We start from the raw sequence: 21483 nt of genomic DNA, 5'->3' as shown, positions 1-21483 counted from the left end.
TCAGCCCTCCACCACCCAGGTGTCCTTGGTTCCGCCGCCCTGCGACGAGTTGACGATCAGCGAGCCTTCCTTCAACGCGACGCGGGTCAGGCCGCCAGGCACCAGCCTGGTTTCCTTGCCCGACAGCACAAAGGGCCGCAGGTCGATATGCCGGGGGGCGATGCCGTTTTCGACAAAGGTGGGGCAGGTGGACAGGCTCAACGTCGGCTGGGCGATATACGCATGGGGACGGGCCTTGATGCGTTGGCGGAAGTCCTCGATCTCGGCAGCCGTTGACGCAGGGCCCACCAGCATGCCGTAGCCCCCGGAGCCCTGGGTTTCCTTGACCACCAGTTCCGGCAGATGGGCCAGTACGTGGGACAGCTCATCAGGCTTGCGGCACTGGAAGGTCGGTACGTTTTGCAGCACCGGTTCTTCGTCCAGGTAGAAGCGGATCATTTCCGGCACATAGGGGTAGATGGATTTGTCGTCGGCCACGCCGGTGCCGATGGCGTTGGCCAGCACCACGTTGCCCGCGCAGTAAGCCGCGACCAAGCCCGGCACGCCGAGCATCGACTCTGGGTTGAAGGCCTTGGGGTCGAGAAAGGCGTCGTCGATGCGCCGGTAAATCACGTCCACCGGCTTGGGCCCATCGGTGGTGCGCATGAACACCTTGAGGTCTTGCACGAACAGGTCGGCGCCCTCTACCAGCTCCACACCCATTTCGCGAGCGAGGAAGGCATGTTCGAAGAATGCGCTGTTGAAGCGGCCAGGGGTCAGCACCACCACGTTGGGATTGTCCAGGCGGCTGGAGCTTTTAAGCGTCTTGAGCAGCAGGTTGGGGTAGTGGTCCACCGGCGCAATGCGCTGTTTGGCAAAGACCTCGGGGAACAGTCGCATCATCATTTTGCGGTCTTCGAGCATGTAGCTCACGCCGCTGGGGGTGCGCAGGTTGTCTTCAAGCACGTAGTAGGTGCCGTCGCCATCGCGTACCAGGTCCACGCCGGAAATATGCGAGTAGATGTCGCGGTGCAGGTCGAGGCCGACCATGGCCTTTTGATAGCCCTCGTTGCCCAAGACCTGATCTGCCGGAATGATCCCGGCCTTGATGATGCGTTGGTCGTGGTAGATATCGGCGAGAAACATGTTCAGCGCATTCACGCGCTGGATGCAGCCGCGTTCGATCACGCTCCACTCACTGGCGGGGATGCTGCGGGGGATGATATCGAAGGGGATCAGGCGCTCGGTGTCCTGTTCGTCGCCGTAGAGGGTGAAGGTGATTCCTGCGCGGTGGAACAGCAAATCGGCCTCGCGACGCCGTTGGGCCAGCAGTTCCGGCGGCGTATTCGCCAGCCAGCGGGAGAAATCCTGGTAGTGCGCACGGCACACGCCGTTTGCGTCATTCATTTCATCAAAGAAAGATCGAGCCATTCCAGTACCTTGTCAGTGCCGAGGGACGCTTGGGTGGCACTGCCGTTTCAAAAAACGCATTTTTATAAGGCCGTGGCAGAGGGTGCCAACGGGCCTGGTCCTTACTTTCTTATGGGGTCGGCTCTGGGTCGGGGGGTAACGAATGCTCCTGTGTGCGGGCAGTGATGAATGCATTAAGCAATGCCTGTGCCGAAACCTCCATTTGTGTAGTGAGCGGGCTTGCCCCGCGCTGGAGTGCGTAGCACTCCGGTTTTTTGGGGCCGCTGCGCAGCCCAGCGCGGGGCAAGCCTGCTCACTACAATGCTCCGTATTGGTGCGAAAACTATCTGAACTTCACGCTGTGCCGATTCTTCTAAGTAGACTCGACCTAGCGTGGAGCACTGCCGTGCCCAGAATCATCTCGCCCCAAACCCCTGAGGCGGCCCTGACCGACCACAGCGAACATAATGCGAAGATCTTCGGCTCGCCCAAGGACCGCCTCGACTTCTACCGCCGTGAGATCCAATACGAAACCACCATCCTGGCCAACCGCACCGACGCCTACCTCACGGCGCAATCCTTCCTGGTGATCGCCTTTGTGTCTGGCATGGGTAACTTGAACCCGGAGTGGGGCAAGCTGTTCACGATGGTGGTGCCGGTGTTCCTGGTGCTGCTGGGCATCCTCAGCTCGCTGAACGCCTGGCCCGGCATCCGCGCGGCGTACGAGATCATCGACCACTGGCACTACAAGCAAAGCGAACTACTGCGCAGTGAGCCGGTGATGGGGCTGGCCTACGATGACTCGCCGTTGTTCTGTGAGACCGAGTCGTCCCACAAGGGCTATCGCAAGTCGCTGCTATTCTCAATGCGTGCGCCGTGGCTGTTCATGGTGTTTTGGCTGTTGCTGGGGGCGTACGCGTTTTATATCCAGGTGGACAATCCGGGTTCATGAGGAGGTTGTCATGTCAGAACCGCGAGAGGACGAAGGAGACGAAGAACTCAACGATCCCGGCAATGAAGACCCAGGGTCGTTGATGGATGATGCAGAGGTGCCGCTTATCGAGGGTGATCCGCCTCCAGACGAGTCGACCCCTTAATTGAAGTGGCGCGGAACATAGTTGATGGTGCTTACCGAACTGGATGGCGTCCCGTTTAAGGGCGTAATGTCGAGAATGATGCGTTTGCCGTGGACTTTTTCCACTTGCCGATTCGAGGCCAGGGCGTGAAGTTGACATGCGCCACGGGTGAGATCTTCGATAACGCTACGCATTGTTTTATCCAGATGGGCAACCCGGGTTTCTGAATAATTGGAACTTCACTGTTCTGCACAAGACCTTACTTAGACGCAGGGTGTGTTTTTCAGGAACTGCCAAGAGGTGACACATGAGCACAACAGACGACCCCCAAACCACCGAACGCAATGACCCGGCCATCGATGGCAGTAGACCGGCTCCAGGTACTGCCGCCGATGCACCGAAAGACCCAAAGCCGGCCAGCGACCCCAAGGCTCGAGAAAACGACTACAGCCCCGACTTCGAGCCGGAGCCTGAGGTCAAGACCGAAACGGATGCCGACATTGACACCCAAGGCGGTTAGAAGAGGCTGTCACGCTTGGGCTCGCCGTTCATACCACGCCAGCATCGGCTGTGTACTCAGGCCATGTACGACGATGCTCAGCGCAATCACCGACAGCGTCAGGTTCACCGCCACGGCGCTGCTGGTGCCGACCAACCCGTGGTTGAGCGCATAGAACAGGTAGTAGATGCTGCCGATGCCGCGAATGCCAAACCAGCCCACCAGGCCGCGTTGCTGTCGATCCAGCAAGCGGCCCCAGGGCATTGCAAGCACGCTCAAAGGGCGGATCACGCAAAACAACAGAACGCCCACCCACACGGCTCGCCAGTCCCAATGGCTGGCCAGCACCACCCCGAGCAGCGTCACCAGAAACACCTCCATCGAGCGCTCCACCAACCCGCCAAATGAAAGCATGTCGCCCATCATCACGCCGGCGGCGATCTGTGTGTCGGCCAACTGTGTGGTATCGCCCTGCAAGGCTTTGTCCGGTGCGACTTCAAGGTGACCCACCACCGGCAGCGCAAGGTGTTCGGAAGGAATTTGCGAATTGCCCGTAGACTTGAATTCAGCCTGGCGCAAGCCCAGGCCGGCAGCGAACACTGACAAGAAGCCATAACCACCGAGTGCTTCGGCCGTGACATACGCCAGCGCAATCAAGGCGAGTGTCAGGTAGTCATTGGGTGACAGGGTGCTGTCAGCATTGGTGATGCGCATCCACAAGGTGATACGGCCGATGCCCCGGCCCATCCAATACCCGATCAGCAGCCCGGCCGGGACCGCCCACAGCAGGTTTTTCAGCACCCAACCGCCGAGCCAGTTGCCGTCGAAGCCGCCATGCTGCATGAACAACAAGGCAAAAATCACAAAGGGGAAGGCGGTACCGTCGTTCAAGCCTGCTTCACCGGACAGGCCAAACCGCAGCGCGTCATAGTCCTGTGCGTTGTTGACCTGTACCAGTCCTGCCAATACCGGATCAGTCGGCGCCAGAATGGCACCCACCAGCAGCGACACCCCCCACGACAACGCGAATACATAATGCAACGCAAGGCACAGGCCCAGAATGCTCAGCAGCATCACCGGCCCGGCCATGCCGAAGGCGATGCGCCAGGTACGGTGCCTGAGGGGCAGACGCAGTTTCAAGCCGCTGACAAACAGCGAAAACAGCACGGCGACCTCGGTCAAGTGTTCCATCCAGCGTGCGGAATCCTTGATGTCCAACTGCAACAGGTCCACGCCCAAAGGGCCGATGCCCACGCCCAGCAGCAGGCACACAGCCGACGTTGTAACGGGCATCCAGCGCAGGTAAGAGGAGGTGAGCGCGAGGGTGAGCAGCACGGCGCCGAGTACGGCCAGCCATAGAACGAAAGTCATCGTGGGGATCCAGGCCGCTGTCTATGCAGGTTTGAGGGCGCGGGCGCGATGCAGGTTCAATGTGATTCCATCAACTGCGTGCCGATGGTTTTCATGCGGATCATGTCCATCAATTGGCGCAACCCCGGTTGCGATTGCCGGCGGCTGGGGTAATACATGCACAACGGCTCGCCGATACATGCCCAGTCAGGCAACACCGCCACCAGTCGGCCGTCCTTGAGTTCCTGTTCCACGCGGTTGGACAGGCAATACGCAACCCCCACACCCTGCAACGCCGCATTGACGATGGTTTCGGTATCCGCCGCACTGAAGTGGCCGGGCACGTCGATGCGTTGTTGGCGCGGGCCGTTGCCCAACTCCCACTTGTAGGCGGTCTTGTCGCCCAGGTACATGCGGATGCACGAGTGTTGCTGCAGGTCTTTGGGTGCTTGGGGGATGCCTCGGCGCGCAAGGTAGGCGGGGGAGGCGACGGTAATCCAGCGCAGCGCGCCGGTAAGTGGCACGGCAACCATGTCCTGCGGCACCGTGGCCCCGTAGCGAATACCGGCGTCGTAGCCTTCGGCGATGATGTCGACCATCTGGTCCTGCACGATCAGGTCCAGGCGCAGTTGCGGGTAGGCAGCGCAGAAATCGCCCAGGATCGGTGCCAGCAACAATACCGCCGCATCGCGCGGCACGTTAAGCCGCAAACGGCCAATGGGTGCCTCGCGGTATAGCTCCAAGGTGTCGAGTCCATCCTTGATGGTGGCGAAGCCTTGGCTGAGTTTTTCCGCCAGCAAGGTGCCGGCATCGGTCGGTTCCACGGCGCGACTGCTGCGGTAGAGCAGTTTCACGCCCAGGCGCGTTTCCAGGTTGCGCATGGTGTGGCTTAACGCCGAGGTGGTCACGCCCAATTCATGGGCAGCATGGCGGAAGCTGCGGCGCCGGATGATAGCCATGAACACGTTTAGATCAGCCAGCTCGGAACGGTTGAAAACAGGCATATCAAGTCTCTTTTGTAGGCATTCGGTTGCATGCAGCGTTGAGCCCTATTCAACCTTGGATGATCTAGAGTAATTGCTTTTCTAAGCTTTATCGTGGGCAGGGGTGTTTTTTCATGTACGTCGAGACCATCCGGATTGCGGGTATCGAAAAGGCGGTTTCGCGAATCGCACTGGGTACCTGGTCCATGGGCGGACATTTGTGGGGCGGCGCGGATGACGAGCTGTCCAGCCGGACCATCCGCCATGCGCTGGCCATCGGCATCAACCTGATCGACACCGCGCCGGTGTATGGTTTTGGCCTGTCCGAAGAACTGATCGGCAAAGCCTTGCGTGGCGTGCGTCACTCGGCCGTGATTTCCACCAAGGCCGGGTTGCAGTGGGACACGGGGACTGTGCAACGCAACGCCACGGCCCAGCGCATTCGCAAAGAGGTCGAGGGCTCGCTCAAACGCCTGGAAACCGACTACATCGACCTGTACCAGGTGCATTGGCCCGACCCCTTGGTGGCCCAGCAAGAAACCGCCGAAGAGTTGGAGCGCCTGCGTGCCGAAGGCAAGATCCTCGCGGTCGGGGTGAGCAACTATTCCACCGCGCAAATGGATCGTTTCAGCCAGTACACCGCGTTGGCCACCGTGCAGCCGCCGTACAACCTGTTCGAACGGGCCATCGACAGCGACATTCTGCCGTACGCCAAGCTGCATTCCCTGGTGGTATTGGCCTATGGCCCCTTGTGCCGAGGGCTGCTCAGCGGCAGCATGCATGCCGCCACTCGGTTTGCCGGTGACGATGTGCGCACGCTGGACCCGAAATTCAAGCCGCCGTGTTTCGAGCAGTACCTGGCGGCCGTTGCTGCGCTGGACGTGTATGCCCGTGAGTACCACGGTAAATCGGTGCTTGCCCTGGCCTTGCGCTGGGTACTCGACCAAGGCCCGACCATCGCCCTGTGGGGCGCGCGGCGGCCCGAGCAGTTACGGGGCTTTGAAGAGGTGTTTGGCTGGCGGTTATCGCCCGATCACCTGACACATATCGACCGTATTCTGGCCGCTACGATCAAAGACCCAGTTGGCCCCGAGTTCCTGGCGCCACCCGAGCGTTAACCCTGCGACAGGGATGTCGGCAGCTCACACCATCATCCCTGTACATCGAGGTTCATGCATGAGGCGCGGTACTGTTTTCACCCTAGCGGGTGGTTTGCTCTGTGGCGGGTTGATGCTTGCAGCCTTGCAGTGGCGAGGCAACCCCGACGTCCTGTGGCAGATCGTCAGCCAGCAGTGCGTCCCCGACCAGCAACAGCAGCACAATCCAGCCCCTTGCCTGGCCGTGGACCTGGACCGTGGCTTTACGCTGCTCAAGGACCGCAACGGCCCGCTGCAGGACCTGTTGATTCCCACCGACAAAGTCACCGGCATTGAAGACCCGGCCCTGGGAAAACCATGGCTGCCGCATTACGTTGCATTGGCCTGGAAGTACCGCAGCGTGTTGTCCGCCGGCCTGTCCACCCCCGTGCCTGACCGCTTTGTCTCAGTGGCGATCAACTCCCGATATGGGCGTTCGCAGAACCAGTTGCACGTGCACATCGCCTGCCTGCGTCCGGAGGTGTTTGCCGCGCTCAATCAGTCAGGCGCACACCTCGACGAGCACTGGCAGGTGTTGCCTGCCCAGTTGCACGGGCACACCTACACGGCGCGCAGACTGTCGACGCAAGACGCAGACACGCAGGACCCGCTGGCGCTGCTGCGTGACTACGTGGATGCACAAGGCGATTCCATGCGCGGCTACAGTTTGCTGATGACCCCGCTGGGCGACGGCGGCTTTGTGCTGCTCGCCACCCACTTGGCGTTGAGGGAATGGAATCTGGGCTCGACCGAGGAACTGCAGGACGTCAAGTGTGGCTTGATGAAACCGCAACAAGGCGCTTAACGACCTCTTTGGACGATAAACGACACGGGCCCAAACTTACCCATTGAACGACTGTTCAGTTTGAACTATGTTGACCGCATCCACCCGTTTCCCAACAAACGGGTTCGCGCTTTTTCTTCTTGAACGAGAGGCTCTGGCATGCGGTTTTCCCCCTTCGTCGAACGAATTGCAGGGCAGGGCGTAGCCGCCTGGGACATCCACCACGCCGCGTTCCACGCCGCCAGCCAGGGCGAAGACATCATCATCCTCAGCGTCGGCGATCCGGATTTCGCCACGCCCTCTTTTATCACCGATGCCGCCATCGGCGCGCTACGCGAAGGCGACACCCACTACACCGAAATTCCCGGCCGCCCGGCCCTGCGCGAGGCGATTGCCGCACGTTACAGCCAGACATTGGCGCGCCCGTTGAGCGCCGAAAACGTCATCAGCGTCGCCGGTGCGCAGAACGCATTGTTCGTGACTTCCCTGTGCCTGTTGCAGGCAGGTGATGAAGTGCTGGTGCTTGACCCGATGTACGTCACCTACGAAGCCACACTCAAGGCCAGCGGCGCGACGTTGGTGCGCGTGCGGTGTTCGCCGGAATCGGGCTTCAGGCTCGATCCACAGGCGCTCGCCGCCGCGATTACCCCGCGTACTCGGGCGATTTTCTTCTCTAACCCCAACAACCCCACCGGCGTGGTACTGAACCGCGACGAGTTGCAGGCTATCGCCGACTTGGCCATCACCCACGACCTCTGGGTGGTGGTGGATGAGGTGTACGAAAGCCTGGTGTTCGATGGTGAGTACCACAGCCTCGCCGCCTTGCCGGGCATGGCCGAGCGCTGCGTGGTGATTGGCAGTTTGTCCAAGTCCCACGCCATGACCGGCTGGCGCATCGGTTGGATCATCGCCAACCCGCAGATGGTCGCCCACGCCGAAACCCTGGTGCTGAGCATGCTGTACGGGCTGCCGGGCTTTGTGATGGAAGCGGCCACTGCCGCGGTGCTGGCCCATGATGAAGTGACCTCTGGCATGCGTGAGATCTACCGGCGCCGGCGTGACCTGGTGGTGGCTGGCCTGGCCGCGTGCCCGGGGATCAAGGTGCAGGCGCCGCAAGCGGGCATGTTTGTGCTGGTAGATGTGCGCGACACCGGTTTGAGTTCCCTGGATTTTGCCTGGCGGTTGTTCCGTGAAGCCGGCGTGTCAGTGCTTGACGCCGCTGCGTTTGGCGAACCGGCGCAGGGCTTTGTGCGTTTGTCCTTTACGCTCGGCGAAGAGCGCCTGGCTGAAGCCTGCCAGCGCATCGCGCAGTTTGTCGCCAAGCTGGCGGGCGAGCCGCGTATCGCGGCTGCGCCCAGAATCGAAGTAGTGCAACCGGCGCAAGCCAAGAAGATGATCGAGGTCATCGACCTGCATAAGCGCTTCGGCAATATCGAAGTGCTCAAGGGCATATCCCTCACGGCTCACGAAGGTGAGGTTATCTCGCTGATCGGCGCCAGCGGCTCGGGCAAGAGCACATTGCTGCGCTGCATCAACATGCTCGAAGTGCCCGACCAGGGCAGCATCCACGTGGACGGCGAGAGCATCAAACTCAACTATGGCCGCCCCGGCGCGCCGCTGGTGGCCGATGCCAAACAGCTGGTGCGCATTCGCTCAACGCTGGGCATGGTGTTCCAGAACTTCAACCTGTGGCCGCACCGCACAGTCCTGGAAAACCTGATCGAAGCGCCGACCCAGGTGCTACGCGAAAGCCGCGCCGAGGCCACCGAACGCGCCGAAGCCTTGCTCGACCGCGTAGGCCTGGCCGCCAAGCGCAATGAGTTTCCTGCGTTCCTTTCCGGTGGCCAGCAACAGCGCGTGGCGATTGCCCGCGCGTTGGCCATGCGTCCCAAAGTCATGCTGTTCGACGAACCCACCTCGGCCCTCGACCCTGAACTGGTGGGCGAGGTACTGCGGGTGATCCGCTCCCTGGCCGAAGAGGGCCGCACCATGATCCTGGTCACCCATGAAATGGCGTTCGCCCGGGATGTGTCGTCGAAAGTGGCGTTCTTGCACCAAGGCATGATCGAAGAAACCGGCTCGCCGGATGCGGTGTTTATCGACCCACGCAGTGAGCGTTGCCGACAGTTCGTCAACGCGCATCAAACTCGCTAACTCCATAAAAAGACGGGGCAAAATCATGAAATCCAAACGCATGGCAACGTGGTTGAGCAGTGCAGTGTTGATGTTGGCCGCAGGTTTTACCCTGGCGGCAGAGAAACCCATCGTGTTTGCGGTCGCGGCCGAACCCTACCCACCGTTCACCGTGAAAGGCGGCAACGGCCAGTGGTCCGGTTTCGAAGTGGACCTGATCCACAAGCTGTGCGAAGGCATGAAAGCCGAATGCCAGATCAAGGAAGTGGCGTGGGACGGCATCATCCCTTCGTTGCTGGCAAAGAAGATCGACGTGATCTTCTCGTCAATGTCGGTGACCGATGAGCGCGAAAAACAGATCGCGTTCAGCCGCGCCTATTACGACTCTCTGCTGGGCGTCGCCGGGCCGAAGGGCAGCGAAGTGGAGATCTCGCCGGCGGGCCTCAAGGGCAAGCTGATTGGCGTGCAGATCTCCACCGTCAGCGCCAACTACTTGAAGAAGTACTACGAAAACATCGCCGACCTTAAGTACTACGACACTCAGGAATCAGCCAACGCGGACCTGATTGCCGGACGAATCGATTACATGATGGCCGACGACACCGCCATCGCCATGATGGTCAAGACCCCGGAAGCCGCCGGCCTGGCGCATATCGCCAGCGTGCCCTACGACCCGATCATCGGCCGTGGCGTTGGCGCGGGGCTGCGCAAGGAAGACACCGCGCTCAAGGCCCGCCTGGACAAAGCGATTGGTGAATTACTGGTCAGCAAGGACTACGACGACCTGTCGCAACACTACTTCGGCCTGTCGGTCAGCCCATGCAAGCGCAGCGATACTCCGGCGTTTGTGAGCAAGACCTGTGACAGCCCGTACCAGCAAATCGCCCAGAAGAGCGAATGATGTTCGAGCTACTCAGCTTCGGCGAACAAGGGTGGGGCAACGCGTTGCTCAAAGGGTTATGGATGACCCTGCAGATCTCCGCCGGGTCGTTTGTGGTCGGCTTGTTGATCGGCCTGGTGGTGGCCTGTGCCAAGCTCAGTGCACCGCGCCCGATCGGGTTGTTGATGCGCGGCTACACCACGGTGTTTCGTGCGGTGCCGGAACTGCTGTTGATCCTGCTGCTGTATTACGCAGGGTCCATGGGCCTCAACGCGCTGATGCTGTGGCTGGGCTTTGAGCAGGTCAATATCAGCGGGCCGCTGGTGGCGATCCTGGTGCTGGGGTTGGTGCAGGGCGCCTACGCGTCGGAGATTTTCCGCGCGGCGATCCTGGCGATTCCCCACGGCCAGATCGAGGCAGCACGGGCCTTCGGCTTGAGCGGGTTTGGCCTGTTCCGCCGAGTGACGTTGCCGATCATGGCGCCTTACGCCTTGGCGGGCATGTCCAACCTGTGGATCAACCTGATCAAGGACAGCGCGCTGATCAGTGTGGTCGGCACCAACGAGCTGCTGTACACCGCTAAACAGGCGGCGGGCTCGACCCGGCAATACCTGTTGTTCTACCTCACGGCCGCCGCCTTGTATTACCTGGTGACGCTGGCTTCCAACTACCTGTCCGGGCGTCTGGAGCGGCGTATTCGTCGCTGGATGCCGGTTGTCGAGTGAGGGGGGACCTATGCCTCAGTGGATGCCTGAATGGATAAGCTATTACGCGGGCCTGATCGCCAAGGGCTTGCAGACCACCTTGTCGCTGCTGGTGATTTCGGCGGTGTTGGGTTTTGCCCTGGCGGTTCTGGTGGCGTTGGCGCGGTTGTCGCGGCGTAAATGGCTGGCCCGCAGCGCACTGGCATACACCAGTGTGCTACGGGGCACGCCGTTGCTGATCCAGATCTACATTTTCTATTACGGGTTGGGCAGCTTGTTTGCGCAGTTCCCGATGATCCGCAGCAGCTTCTTATGGCCGTATTTGCGTGACGGCTACTGGTACATCGTGTTTGCCCTGGTGCTGTCGGTGGGCGCGTACGTGGGGGAGGTGATTCGCGGCGGCCTGCTGGCGGTGCCCAAGGGTGAGATGGAAGCCGCCTCGGCGTTTGGCATGACACCGCGCCAGGCGTTGCTGCGGGTGCGCCTGCCACGGGCAATGCGCCTGTTATTGCCAACACTGGCCGGGGAAACGGTGATGCTGCTCAAGTCCACCGCACTGGCATCGACGATTGCCGTGGTTGACCTGCTGGGCGCAGCCAACGTGGTGCGTGCCCAGACGTTGCAGATTTACCAGCCATTGTTGTTGGTTGCGGGTGTCTACCTGTGCCTGACCTTTTTGATCGAAGGCGTGTATGCCATCGCCGAACGGCGCGGAACGCCGCTGCGCAGGTCGGCCGGATGAACCAGGACCGCTCGCTGCAAGGGATTGCCCTGTGCTCCCTGGCCTATTTGTTCCTGGCGTTGCAGGACGCGGTGATCAAGTGGCTGGTGGCCGATTATTCGGTGTTCACCATTTTGTTCTGGCGCAGTCTGGTGGTGGTCGCGGCCTGCGTGATTGCTGGGCGCATGGGGTTGTTGCGCCGTGCCTGGACGTCGGTCAGCCGCCGGTTGCTAGTCATTCGTGGGCTGCTGTCGTTGCTGGCGTGGCTGCTGTATTACACCGCCGCCAAGGACCTGACCCTGGCGGAAATGACCACGTTGTATTTCTCTGCGCCGATCATGGTGACGTTGCTCGCGGCGCTGATCCTCAAGGAGCGCGCCAGCCGTGGCCAGTGGATTTCGCTGGTCATCGGCTTTGTTGGGGTAGTCATCGCGTGTCGCCCGAGCAATATGCTCGACCCGGTGCCCATCGCCCTGACCCTGGCGGCGGCGCTGTGCTGGGCGTTTACCTATATCCAGCTGCGCCAGGTCGACCCGGCGACTTCGGTGCTGGAACAGATGCTGATCACCAACGTGGTGTTCGTCATCTGCATGGCGGTGACTTTGCCCTGGACCCACACCCCGGCACCGACGCCGGCCTGGCTGGGGATGTTGGCGGCGGGCATGGTCGGCGGTATTGGGCAGTTTCTACTGTTTGCGAGTTTCCGGCGTGCCACCGCCACCTTGCTCGCGCCGTTCGAATACACCGGGCTTATTTGGGCGTTCATCCTGTCCAGCCTGGTGTGGGGCACCGTGATGGACAGCTCACTGATCATTGGCGCGGTGCTGATCGCCGTCAGTGGCACCCTGGCCATGCTCAGTGCGCGGCATCCGGTGTCACAGGACGTGGTCGGCGCCGAATGCTCCGTGACGCAGCCCCTGTACCCAGCAGCGGCAGATGTGCAGCCCGTTGGCGGGACTGAAGGTGCCGGGGTTGAGACACCCCTCAAGCCAGAGTCCGTCGAGCATCGCCGATAAGCCGATGGCCGCCAAACGGCTGTCGTGGATCACCAGGTTTTCGCTGCGGGCCAAGTCGTCCAGCAGCTGTTGGATCAGCGCCAGGTAGGCGTGGTAACTGTTTTCGTGGGACTGGTTAACGTGGGGCGAGTGGCGGATCAGGCTCCAGAACACTACCCACACGCCGAGCAGGTCGGGGTCCATCACCCGTGGCGAAAACGACGCACTGAGGAACGCATCCAGGCGCGCGGCGGCGCCTTCGGCGTGCTCGACCTGTTCCCATAGGGCGCTGGTCAGCTCGTTGGCCAGCTTGTGGTAGGTCTCGGCAATCAGCGCGTCGATGCTGCCGAAATGATGATTGAGCAAGCCCACGGACACTCCGGCTTCGGCCGCAATGCGTCGCACGGAAATGCCCGCGTGGCCGTCGCGAGCCAGGCAGGTGAGGGTGGCAGCGACCAGCAAGTCGCGGCGTTCGTCGGGGCCGGCACGGCGCAGTTTGGGAGGGTCGACAGTCACGGGATCGCCTTTGATGGAAGACCGGAATCATCAGGTTAGTTGAACAGCTGTTCAATCTCTACCGATTAATTGATCAGAGGAGGGCAAGGCATGGCAAAAGACCTTTCGTGGCAGGTGAGCGGCGACGCCGGTAACCGTCTGCATATCGGCGCCTGGCGGTTTGACGGGGACGGCAGCGGGCCCCGCGTGCACCTGCAAGCAGGTGTGCATGCCGATGAAATCGCCGGGATGCTGGTGCTGCATCAGTTGTTGCCGCGTTTGCAGGCTTGCCAAGACCAAGGGCGACTGCGCGGCACCGTCACGGTGGTGCCGCAAGCCAATCCGTTTGGCATCGGGCAGTTTCGTCAGGGCCGCTTGTTAGGGCGCTTTCATGAGGCCACCGGGCAGAACTTCAACCGTGGCTTCGACCAATCCCTGGCCCAGCAGCGCCCGGCCAGCAACTTCGCTCAATGGCAAAAAAGCCTGGCGCAACTGGCCCTTGATGCCGATTTGATGCTGGACCTGCACACTGACGACGAAGCGCTGCCGTATCTCTACATCCACCGCCGTTTCTGGCCGGAGCAGGGGTTGGCGCTGGCGGCGGCGTTGCAAGCCGAGGTAGTCATCGTGTGGGACGAAGGCGGCGACGGCTCTTTTGAAGAAACGGTCAACAACCACGGCTCACCACGCCTGACGGCTACCATTGAATTGCGCGGGCAAGCGGACGTCAGCGATGCGTTGGCCAAGCAAGATGCCGATGGCCTGTGGGCGTGGCTGTGCATCAATGGGGTGATCGACGAAGTGGCCGACATCGCCGAATGGCAGGGCGACGTGGTGGACATGGGCTGCATGGAAACTATCCTTGCGCCCTGTGCCGGCGTGCTGGTGTTTGAAATCGGCCTGGGGGATTACGTTGAGGAAGGGCAGCGTTTCGCGCGGATAATCGGTCGCCCGGGCGATCACCACTCCGAAGTGATCTTGCATGCCGCGCAAACCGGCCGGATGGTCACCGGCCACCGCGAGCGCCTGGTGGCGCAGGGTTCGGTGGTGGCGAAATTCACCGGAACACGGTTATCCGAGGGCTACAACGGCGGCCCGCTGGATCCATAGTGTGCGAAGGCGGTGTGCCAGTCAGTCACACCGCTATCGCAGGCAAGCCAGCTCCCACATTTGGATGAGTGGGAGTCAGGTATCGAAATGCGACCCCAGCTTTTTCAGGCGGCGCATCCCGCTGTCCAGATGCGCCCGCGCACTGGCCGGGTCGCCGCCAGTTGCAGGCAGGCAGCCAGCTCGACACGTGCATCGATGACAGCGCGACTGTCGAGATCGAAACGCCCGGCCCGTGGGCTGGAGGAAGTGGGTGTAAAGGTATGCGCCATGGCTCACCACCCCAAGGACTTGAACAGTCCAGGCACGCCATCGAGGGTCGGCAGGATCGCATCCGGGGTGTAGTCGGCCAGCAATTGGCGGCCTGTGCCTCGGTCGATCCACACGCAGCGAAAACCCATATCCCGTGCCGCCGCGTGGTCAAGGTGGGGGCTGGCGCAGATGTGCACCACTTGGTCCAGGCTTACCCCCAGTTGCTGATGAGCATGGTCGAACAAGCGACGATCGGGCTTGTAGGCGCCGGCCTGTTGGGCGGTGATGACCCGGTCGATATAGCCGCCCAGTTGCGCAACATTGCCGCTGATCACATCATCGTCGGTGTTGGAGACGATGCACAGTTTGTAACCCAATGCCTTGAGCTGCCCCAGCGTGCCCACCACTTCGGGAAACGGCGGCATGGCACTGATGCTGTCAGTGAGCAGTGCGCCGTCGTGCTCGTTGGCCGTTAGCCCCAGCTCTTGTAAGGCCTGTTGCAAGCTCAAACCTGCCAGGGTGCGAAAGTTGCGATGCGGCGGCGTTTGCTCCAGGGCGTGTTCGTGATGATCGTAGACGCTGATCAAGGTTTCCCGATCGACCTGGTGCTCGCCTTTTTCATCCAGGATGCGGTCGATGGCGGCACGCAGGCCTTCATCCCACTGGATCAGAGTGCCGTAGCAGTCAAAGGTCAGCCACAGCGGGCGAGGGGAATGTTCGAGCGGCATGGGGTCACCTGTCGGGTCATGGAGGATGTAATCCAGCATAGGAAGCCTGGCTGTCAGTTGGAAATTAAATTAACCTCTGTATCACAGTTGATTTTTCGATATGAGAGTCCTCACCATGTTTGATCTTGAGTTACTGCACACCCTGGTCTGCGTGGTGGATGAAGGCAGCTTTACCCGCGCCGCCGAGCGGGTGCACCGTACCCAGTCCACCGTCAGCCAGCAGATTCGCAAGCTGGAAGACAGCGTCGGCCAAGTGCTGCTGGTGCGCGACCGTTCCGGCCAGCATGTCAGCCCCACCGAACAGGGTGAGTTGTTGACCCAGTACGCTCGGCGCCTGTTAAGCCTGTCCCGCGAGGCCCGTGATGCCTTGAACACCGACACCCGCCTGGTGCAGGTGCGCCTGGGCGTACCCGAGGACTTCGATGCGACGCGCATGGCCTCGATACTTTCCGGCTTCGTCCGCGCCCGCCCGCAAGCGCGGCTCGAAACGGTGAGTGGCATGAGCACCGAGCTGCGTCGGCAACTCGACAAGGGGGACATCGATATCGCCCTGGTCAAGCGAGAAGCCGGCAGCGGCGAGTGCCATGCCCATTGGCCGGAGACGTTGGTGTGGGTGTGTGGCAAGGGCCAGGACCTGCAGGTTGAAACCCTGCCGCTGGCGTTGTTTCCTCAAGGGTGCATATACCGCCAGCGGGCCATTCGTACCTTGGACAAAGCGCGACGCAGCTGGCGCGTGGCATTCGGCAGTCACAGCCTGACGGGCATCCAGGCCGCCGTCGCGTCGGGCCTGGGCATCAGCATCCTGCCCATGAGCGCCGTGTTGCCCAGCCACCGTATCTGTCATGAACTACCGCCCGTGCCGCCTTCGGAACTGGCGCTGATCAGCGGTGCGCAGCCGCTCAGTGCCACCCACCGCGACTTGATTGAATGCCTGCGCGCAGAGATTGGGCTGTCGGCGGCATAAGATCGACACCCGGTCATCGCATGCCACGGTGGGTTGACTACGATCAACGTTTGTCGCGCCAACTGGATGCAGTCTGAGGGTTCTATCCAGCCGCCCAACGCAGGAGCGTCGTCACATGGCAACCATGAGAGCAGCAGTCTTCGTTGAAAAAAACCGCATCGTCCTGGATGACAAGCCGATTCCCGAGGTCGGCCCCCTCGATGCGCTGGTGCGCATCACCACCACCACCATCTGTGGCACCGACGTGCATATCCTGCGCGGCGAATATCCCGTGGCCAAAGGGCTGACGGTGGGCCACGAGCCGGTCGGCGTGATCGAACGGCTCGGCTCCCAGGTACGCGGGTTTGTCGAAGGGCAACGCGTGATAGCGGGGGCGATTACCCCCAGCGGGCAAAGCTATGCCTGCCTGTGCGGCTGCGGCTCCCAGGACGGTCCTGACACCCGCCACGGTTTTCGCGCGGCGGGCGGTTGGAAGTTCGGCAATACCATCGACGGCTGCCAGGCCGAATACGTATTGGTGCCGGATGCGCTGGCGAACCTGTGCCCGATTCCAGATGGTCTGAGCGATGAGCAGGTGCTGATGTGCCCCGACATCATGTCCACCGGGTTTTCCGGCGCCGAACGGGGCGACGTGAATATTGGCGATACGGTGGTGGTGTTCGCGTTGGGGCCGATTGGCTTGTGTGCCGTGGCGGGTGCGCGGCTGAAGGGTGCATCGAAGATTATCGGCGTCGATGGTGTCAGTGAACGCATGAACGTTGCCAAGCGCCTCGGCGCGACCGATATCGTCGACTTCCACAAAGGCGATGTCGTCGAGCAGATCATGGCGCTGACGGACGGCCGTGGTGTGGATGTGGCGATCGAGGCGCTGGGGACCCAAGGGACGTTTGAATCAGCGCTACGCGTATTGCGCCCGGGCGGGCGGGTCTCAAGCCTGGGGGTTTATTCCAGCGATCTGCGCATTCCGTACGACGCCTTTGGCGCTGGCCTCGGCGACTACAGCATCGTGTCCACCTTGTGCCCCGGCGGCAAGGAACGCATGCGCCGCCTGATGGCGGTGGTAGCCAGCGGTGGGGTCGACCTTTCGCCGTTGGTGACCCACCGCTTCAAGCTCGATGACATTGAGGCGGCCTACGAGCTGTTCGCCCACCAGCGCGACGGCGTGATGAAGGTCGCCATTACGCCGTAACGTTACACGCCAGCCAAAGGGGGGAGTCGGCGTTTGACTGGGGTTTTCTTGACGATGGCCGTATTGGTTTCGGCGTAGGCGTTGAGCCGGTCGAGCAAGGTGTCGAGCTGTTCCATGGTGCGTACGTGCAGGCGCGCGATAAAACAGTCGTCGCCGGTGACCTTATCGCACTCGGTGAACTCCGGAATAGCCTGGATTTGCCGTTCCACCTCCTGCAATTTGCCGGGCAGGGGGCGGATGCGCACGATGGCTTGCAGCAGATAGCCGAAGTGCTTGGGGTCGATGTCGACGGTGTAGTGGGTCAGCACGCCGCGTTCTTCCAGGCGCCTCAAACGTTCGCCGACGCTGGGCGAAGACAACCCGGTAATCCCCGCCAGTGCCTTGAGTGACAGGCGCGAGTCGTCCATCAAAGCCGCGATCAGTTGCTGGTCGATGGTGTCAATCATGATGTCTGCCTAATAAGAAAAGGTCATCTTCAGATTTTGCCTTTTTTAGTCGCTGGAGCGGCTGCCGAGCAGATTGCCATAATTGAGCCTCACTTGAGGAGCATCAATCGTGGACACATCTATCCGTCGCGGTACATGGGAAATGGTCGCCGCCATGCTGATCTCGGGCACCATCGGCTGGTTTGTACTGGTGTCGGGCGTGTCGGTGATCGAAGTGGTGTTCTGGCGCTGCGTGATCGGTGGGCTGACGCTGCTGTTGGTGTGCGCGTTGCTCGGTTACCTGCGCCTGGACCTGCTGAGTTGGGCCAAGGTCGGGCTGGCGATGCTCAGCGGCGTCGCCATCGTCGGTAACTGGCTGCTGTTGTTCGAATCCTACTCCCATGCGTCCATCGCTATCAGCACGGCGGTGTACAACGTCCAGCCGTTCATGCTGGTGATGTTGGCGGCCCTGTTTCTGGGTGAAAAGATCACGGTGCAGAAGTTGGCGTGGCTGAGCGTGGCCTTCCTCGGGATGCTGGCGATTGTCACCGCTCATGGCGAGCAACAGAGTGGCGGGGATTATCTGGCGGGTATCGCATTGGCGTTGGGCGCGGCGTTTTTGTATGCGATTGCGGCGCTGATCATCAAGCGATTGAAGGCCGTGCCGCCGCATTTGATGGCGTTGATCCAGGTGGCAACCGGCGCCGTTCTGCTGGCTCCGTTGGTGCCTTGGAGCAGCGTTTCAACGGCCCCCAACGGCTGGGCAGCGCTGATGACGCTTGGCGTGGTGCACACCGGTTTGATGTACGTGTTGCTGTACGGCGCGATTCAGAAACTGCCGACGGCCTTGACCGGCGCGCTGTCGTTTATCTACCCGATTGCAGCGATTTTCGTCGACTGGTTCGCCTTCGGGCATCGCCTGGGCTGGCTGCAATGGCTAGGTGTAGCGGCGATTCTGCTGGCAGCTGCCGGGTTGCAGCGCGGCTGGTGGTGGTCGCCCCGTAGGAGCGAGCTTGCTCGCGAAGATCGTTAACGATAACGCAGCGCGTCAGGTTGAACGCGCCGCTCTCCGGTTTTTCGCGAGCACGCTCGCGCCTACAGTTTGGGGTCAGTGGGTGCCCTGGAAAATGATGTTTTCCGGGTTGAAGTGAGCTACGCCGCTGCCGGGCTGAGGCAGGCCGAGGATGTGCCCCTTGATCTTGCCCACCACGTGCATTTCGCAGGGTTTGCAGTCGAACTTCAAGGTCAGCACCTCGTCGCCATGGATCAACTGCATGGGCGCAACCTTGGTCTTCACGCCCGTGACACCCTTGGCCTGTTTAGGGCACAGGTTGAACGAGAAGCGCAGGCAGTGCTTGGTGATCATCACCGGCACTTCGCCGGTTTCTTCATGGGCTTCGAAGGCGGCGTCAATCAGCTTCACACCGTGACGGTGATAGAAGTCACGGGCCTTTTGGTTGTAGACGTTAGCCAGGAACGACAGGTGCGCTTCCGGGTAGACCGGCGCGGGCGTGGTTTCGGCTTTACGGCCACCACGCGGATGCGCGGCCACACGGGCGGCCGTCAGCGCTTCGATCACTTCGCGGCGCAACGCCTTGAGCTGCGAGTTGGGGATGAAGAACGCCTGCGGTGCATCCAGCTGGATGTCGGTGGCGTGGTATTCGGTGGTGCCCAACTGGCCGAGCAGGTCGCGCAGGGTGTCCAGCGCCTGTTCCGGCTTGTTGGCCACGCCGAACGGACCGGGCAGGGTAACGCTGGCGCTGATGCCTTCTTCGCTGGTCGCGGTGACTTCCAACGCCTGCTCACGCAAACGAGCGGCCCAGGTCAAACCGATACGGCGCTCAGACGAAGTCTTGAGCAGCGCCTGTTGCCAGTTATGGTCCAGGTTGCGGTTCAGCGGATGGTTGGGGCGCAGTTGATGCAGGCCAGCCGGCATTTCATTCGGCTCGACGCGGTAGCGGTAGCGCTTCTCGCCGTCTTCTTCGAATTCGCCCTTGGGCTCGGCAATGTTGGCGCGGAAACCCACCACCTCACGCTTGACCAGCACATTGAGGCCGTCGCCATTGGACAGCGGCTCATGGGTGACCACCTGCAAGTCGCGTTTGCCGGCTTTTTCCACCACACCCACCGGCAAGCCGGTGAAGGTCGGCGTGTCGAAGGCGCCGATGTCGACCTTGCGGTCGGTAACGAAGTAGTCGGTGCTGCCACGGTGGAAGGTTTTTTCCGGGTCCGGCAGGAAGAAGTGCGCGGTACGGCCGCTGGACGCACGGGCCAGGTCCGGACGGTCTTCAAGCACGTCGTCGAGGCGCTGGCGGTAATAGGCGGTGATGTTCTTCACATAGCCCATGTCCTTGTAGCGGCCTTCGATCTTGAACGAACGCACGCCGGCTTCGACCAGTGCGCGGATGTTGGCGCTCTGGTTGTTGTCTTTCATCGACAGCAGGTGCTTTTCAAAGGCCACGACGCGGCCCTGGTCATCTTTCAAGGTGTACGGCAGGCGGCAAGCCTGAGAGCAATCGCCACGGTTGGCGCTGCGGCCGTTCTGCGCGTGGGAGATATTGCACTGCCCGGAGAACGCCACGCACAAGGCGCCGTGGATGAAGAATTCGATGGCGGCATCGGTTTCGTCGGCGATGGCGCGGATTTCTTGCAGGTTCAGCTCACGGGCCAATACCAACTGCGAGAACCCGGCCTGGTCGAGAAACTTGGCGCGACCCAGGGTGCGAATGTCGGTCTGGGTGCTGGCGTGCAGCTCGATGGGCGGAATATCCAGCTCCATCACGCCCAGGTCCTGCACGATCAATGCGTCGACCCCTGCGTCATACAGCTGATGGATCAGCTTGCGCGCGGGTTCCAGCTCGTTGTCATGCAGGATGGTGTTGATGGTGGTGAACACACGGGCGTGGTAACGACGGGCGAACTCCACCAGTGAAGCGATCTCGCTCACTTCGTTACAGGCGTTGTGGCGTGCGCCGAAGCTCGGCCCGCCGATGTAGATGGCGTCGGCGCCATGCAAGATGGCCTCGCGCGCAATGGCAACATCGCGGGCAGGGCTGAGCAATTCCAGGTGATGCTTGGGCAAGGACATAGTTTTTTTAGTCAGGCTTGTCACGGTCGAGGCGCGCATTGTAGCTGCGAAATGCCGGGGGGGCACCTACCACAGGGCTGGCTGGGTAGGTCAGAGGACCAATGAGATCCATTGTGGGAGCTGGCTTGCCTGCGATGCAGGCACCTCAGATATTCAGTTAAACCGTGGCGATGCCATCGCAGGCAAGCCAGCTCCCACAGGGTTAGGCTTTTGCGGCCATTGCGGTGACTTCAACGCGCATGCCTTCAACGGCCAGGGAGGCCACACCCACCGCCGCCCGCACGGGCCACGGCTTGGCAAAGAAGCGTTTGTACACTTCATTGAACGCGGCGCGATCTGCCATGTCGGTGAGGTAGATGGTCAAGTGCATCACCCGGTCCATCGAGCTGCCGGCCTTTTCCAGGGCCACTTTCAGTGCTTGCAGGGTGCATTCGCTTTGCAGCGTGACATCGCCCAGTTCCAGGCTGCCATCGGCGCGGGTGGGGATCTGGGTGGAAACCAGGATGCCGTTGAAGCCGATCACGTCGGACGAAATCGAGTCGGCATCCGGATCAGGGGTGTAGGACAGGTCGTGGTTGGCCATGG

Annotated in this window: 22 protein-coding genes and 1 pseudogene; 14 read left to right on the top strand and 9 right to left on the bottom strand. The window is 61.4% G+C overall.

Going from position 1 to position 21483, the window contains the following annotated elements; all coding sequences use genetic code 11:
• Nucleotides 1-1410, bottom strand: a complete 1410-nt coding sequence (locus tag CFE47_RS03775) for a circularly permuted type 2 ATP-grasp protein (protein ID WP_286835554.1) — start codon at nt 1408-1410, stop codon at nt 1-3.
• A gap of 385 nt (nt 1411-1795) precedes the next feature.
• Here CFE47_RS03775 and CFE47_RS03770 point away from each other — a divergent pair, with 385 nt between their 5' ends.
• The 3 genes from CFE47_RS03770 (at nt 1796) to CFE47_RS03760 (ending at nt 2985) form a co-directional block, all read left to right on the top strand.
• On the top strand, nt 1796-2341 hold the full coding sequence (locus CFE47_RS03770) for a hypothetical protein (RefSeq protein ID WP_185706234.1): 546 nt from the start codon (nt 1796-1798) through the stop codon (nt 2339-2341).
• A 10-nt stretch (nt 2342-2351) separates the two neighbouring features.
• Entirely contained in the window at nt 2352-2486 is a 135-nt protein-coding gene (locus CFE47_RS03765) for a hypothetical protein (protein ID WP_286835553.1), read from the top strand.
• Nucleotides 2487-2772: 286 nt separating this feature from the next.
• Complete coding sequence (locus CFE47_RS03760; RefSeq protein WP_286835552.1) at nt 2773-2985, top strand: hypothetical protein; 213 nt, start codon at nt 2773-2775, stop codon at nt 2983-2985.
• A gap of 9 nt (nt 2986-2994) precedes the next feature.
• On the opposite strand, the gene CFE47_RS03755 is transcribed toward CFE47_RS03760, so the two are convergent.
• Complete coding sequence (locus CFE47_RS03755) at nt 2995-4335, bottom strand: cation:proton antiporter (RefSeq protein ID WP_286835551.1); 1341 nt, start codon at nt 4333-4335, stop codon at nt 2995-2997.
• A gap of 56 nt (nt 4336-4391) precedes the next feature.
• A complete protein-coding gene (locus tag CFE47_RS03750) occupies nt 4392-5318 on the bottom strand; it encodes a LysR family transcriptional regulator (protein ID WP_286835550.1) in 927 nt (308 codons plus the stop codon).
• 113 nt (nt 5319-5431) lie between these two features.
• Here CFE47_RS03750 and CFE47_RS03745 point away from each other — a divergent pair, with 113 nt between their 5' ends.
• The 7 genes from CFE47_RS03745 (at nt 5432) to CFE47_RS03715 (ending at nt 12671) form a co-directional block, all read left to right on the top strand.
• Nucleotides 5432-6415: an aldo/keto reductase gene (locus CFE47_RS03745; RefSeq protein ID WP_185706222.1), complete on the top strand. Its 984-nt coding sequence runs from the start codon at nt 5432-5434 to the stop codon at nt 6413-6415.
• Between the two features lie 13 nt (nt 6416-6428).
• Nucleotides 6429-7238 carry a CDP-diacylglycerol diphosphatase gene (locus tag CFE47_RS03740; protein ID WP_353744887.1) on the top strand — a complete coding sequence of 270 codons (810 nt, stop codon included), beginning with the start codon at nt 6429-6431 and terminating at the stop codon, nt 7236-7238.
• 138 nt (nt 7239-7376) lie between these two features.
• Nucleotides 7377-9371, top strand: a complete 1995-nt coding sequence (locus CFE47_RS03735) for an aminotransferase class I/II-fold pyridoxal phosphate-dependent enzyme (protein ID WP_286835548.1) — start codon at nt 7377-7379, stop codon at nt 9369-9371.
• A 25-nt stretch (nt 9372-9396) separates the two neighbouring features.
• On the top strand, nt 9397-10251 hold the full coding sequence (locus CFE47_RS03730) for a transporter substrate-binding domain-containing protein (RefSeq protein WP_286835547.1): 855 nt from the start codon (nt 9397-9399) through the stop codon (nt 10249-10251).
• Nucleotides 10251-10955 (top strand): ABC transporter permease, encoded by a 705-nt coding sequence (locus CFE47_RS03725; RefSeq protein WP_185706214.1) that lies wholly within the window; start codon nt 10251-10253, stop codon nt 10953-10955. The genes CFE47_RS03730 and CFE47_RS03725 overlap by 1 nt, the downstream gene beginning before the upstream one ends.
• 22 nt (nt 10956-10977) lie before the next feature.
• On the top strand, nt 10978-11676 hold the full coding sequence (locus CFE47_RS03720; RefSeq protein ID WP_185706212.1) for an ABC transporter permease: 699 nt from the start codon (nt 10978-10980) through the stop codon (nt 11674-11676).
• Complete coding sequence (locus tag CFE47_RS03715) at nt 11673-12671, top strand: DMT family transporter (protein WP_286835546.1); 999 nt, start codon at nt 11673-11675, stop codon at nt 12669-12671. Before CFE47_RS03720 ends, CFE47_RS03715 begins: the two co-directional genes overlap by 4 nt.
• Here the strand turns inward: CFE47_RS03715 and CFE47_RS03710 are convergent.
• Nucleotides 12627-13055, bottom strand: a pseudogene (locus tag CFE47_RS03710) (TetR family transcriptional regulator C-terminal domain-containing protein); the annotation flags it as partial. The gene CFE47_RS03715 and the pseudogene CFE47_RS03710 overlap by 45 nt on opposite strands.
• A gap of 201 nt (nt 13056-13256) precedes the next feature.
• On the opposite strand from CFE47_RS03710, the gene CFE47_RS03705 reads away from it, so the two are divergent.
• Entirely contained in the window at nt 13257-14255 is a 999-nt protein-coding gene (locus CFE47_RS03705; RefSeq protein WP_286835545.1) for a M14 family metallopeptidase, read from the top strand.
• A 104-nt stretch (nt 14256-14359) separates the two neighbouring features.
• Here CFE47_RS03705 and CFE47_RS03700 read toward each other — a convergent pair whose 3' ends face one another.
• The gene (locus CFE47_RS03700) at nt 14360-14524 is read right to left on the bottom strand and encodes a hypothetical protein (protein WP_286835544.1); all 165 of its coding nucleotides are present in this window, start codon (nt 14522-14524) and stop codon (nt 14360-14362) included.
• 3 nt (nt 14525-14527) lie between these two features.
• Complete coding sequence (locus CFE47_RS03695) at nt 14528-15232, bottom strand: haloacid dehalogenase type II (RefSeq protein ID WP_286835543.1); 705 nt, start codon at nt 15230-15232, stop codon at nt 14528-14530.
• A 115-nt stretch (nt 15233-15347) separates the two neighbouring features.
• Here CFE47_RS03695 and CFE47_RS03690 point away from each other — a divergent pair, with 115 nt between their 5' ends.
• Together CFE47_RS03690 and CFE47_RS03685 are read left to right on the top strand one after the other, a co-directional pair.
• Nucleotides 15348-16196 (top strand): LysR family transcriptional regulator, encoded by an 849-nt coding sequence (locus CFE47_RS03690; protein ID WP_286835542.1) that lies wholly within the window; start codon nt 15348-15350, stop codon nt 16194-16196.
• A gap of 115 nt (nt 16197-16311) precedes the next feature.
• Complete coding sequence (locus tag CFE47_RS03685) at nt 16312-17385, top strand: NAD(P)-dependent alcohol dehydrogenase (RefSeq protein WP_286835541.1); 1074 nt, start codon at nt 16312-16314, stop codon at nt 17383-17385.
• A gap of 2 nt (nt 17386-17387) precedes the next feature.
• Here CFE47_RS03685 and CFE47_RS03680 read toward each other — a convergent pair whose 3' ends face one another.
• Nucleotides 17388-17831 carry an Lrp/AsnC family transcriptional regulator gene (locus tag CFE47_RS03680; protein WP_185706198.1) on the bottom strand — a complete coding sequence of 148 codons (444 nt, stop codon included), beginning with the start codon at nt 17829-17831 and terminating at the stop codon, nt 17388-17390.
• Nucleotides 17832-17940: 109 nt separating this feature from the next.
• Here CFE47_RS03680 and CFE47_RS03675 point away from each other — a divergent pair, with 109 nt between their 5' ends.
• Complete coding sequence (locus CFE47_RS03675; protein WP_286835540.1) at nt 17941-18843, top strand: DMT family transporter; 903 nt, start codon at nt 17941-17943, stop codon at nt 18841-18843.
• A gap of 75 nt (nt 18844-18918) precedes the next feature.
• Here the strand turns inward: CFE47_RS03675 and CFE47_RS03665 are convergent, their stop codons facing one another.
• Both CFE47_RS03665 and CFE47_RS03660 read right to left on the bottom strand, forming a co-directional pair.
• Nucleotides 18919-20898 (bottom strand): peptidase U32 family protein, encoded by a 1980-nt coding sequence (locus CFE47_RS03665; protein WP_286835539.1) that lies wholly within the window; start codon nt 20896-20898, stop codon nt 18919-18921.
• 202 nt (nt 20899-21100) lie between these two features.
• Nucleotides 21101-21481: a RidA family protein gene (locus CFE47_RS03660; RefSeq protein ID WP_185706190.1), complete on the bottom strand. Its 381-nt coding sequence runs from the start codon at nt 21479-21481 to the stop codon at nt 21101-21103.
• Nucleotides 21482-21483 lie beyond the last annotated feature (2 nt).

It is taken from the genome of Pseudomonas sp. PGPPP1 (assembly GCF_002255865.1).
GTDB lineage: Bacteria > Pseudomonadota > Gammaproteobacteria > Pseudomonadales > Pseudomonadaceae > Aquipseudomonas > Aquipseudomonas cremoris.
The sequence above is the reverse complement of the archived record's forward strand: the minus strand, read 5'-3'. Positions and strand labels throughout refer to the sequence as shown.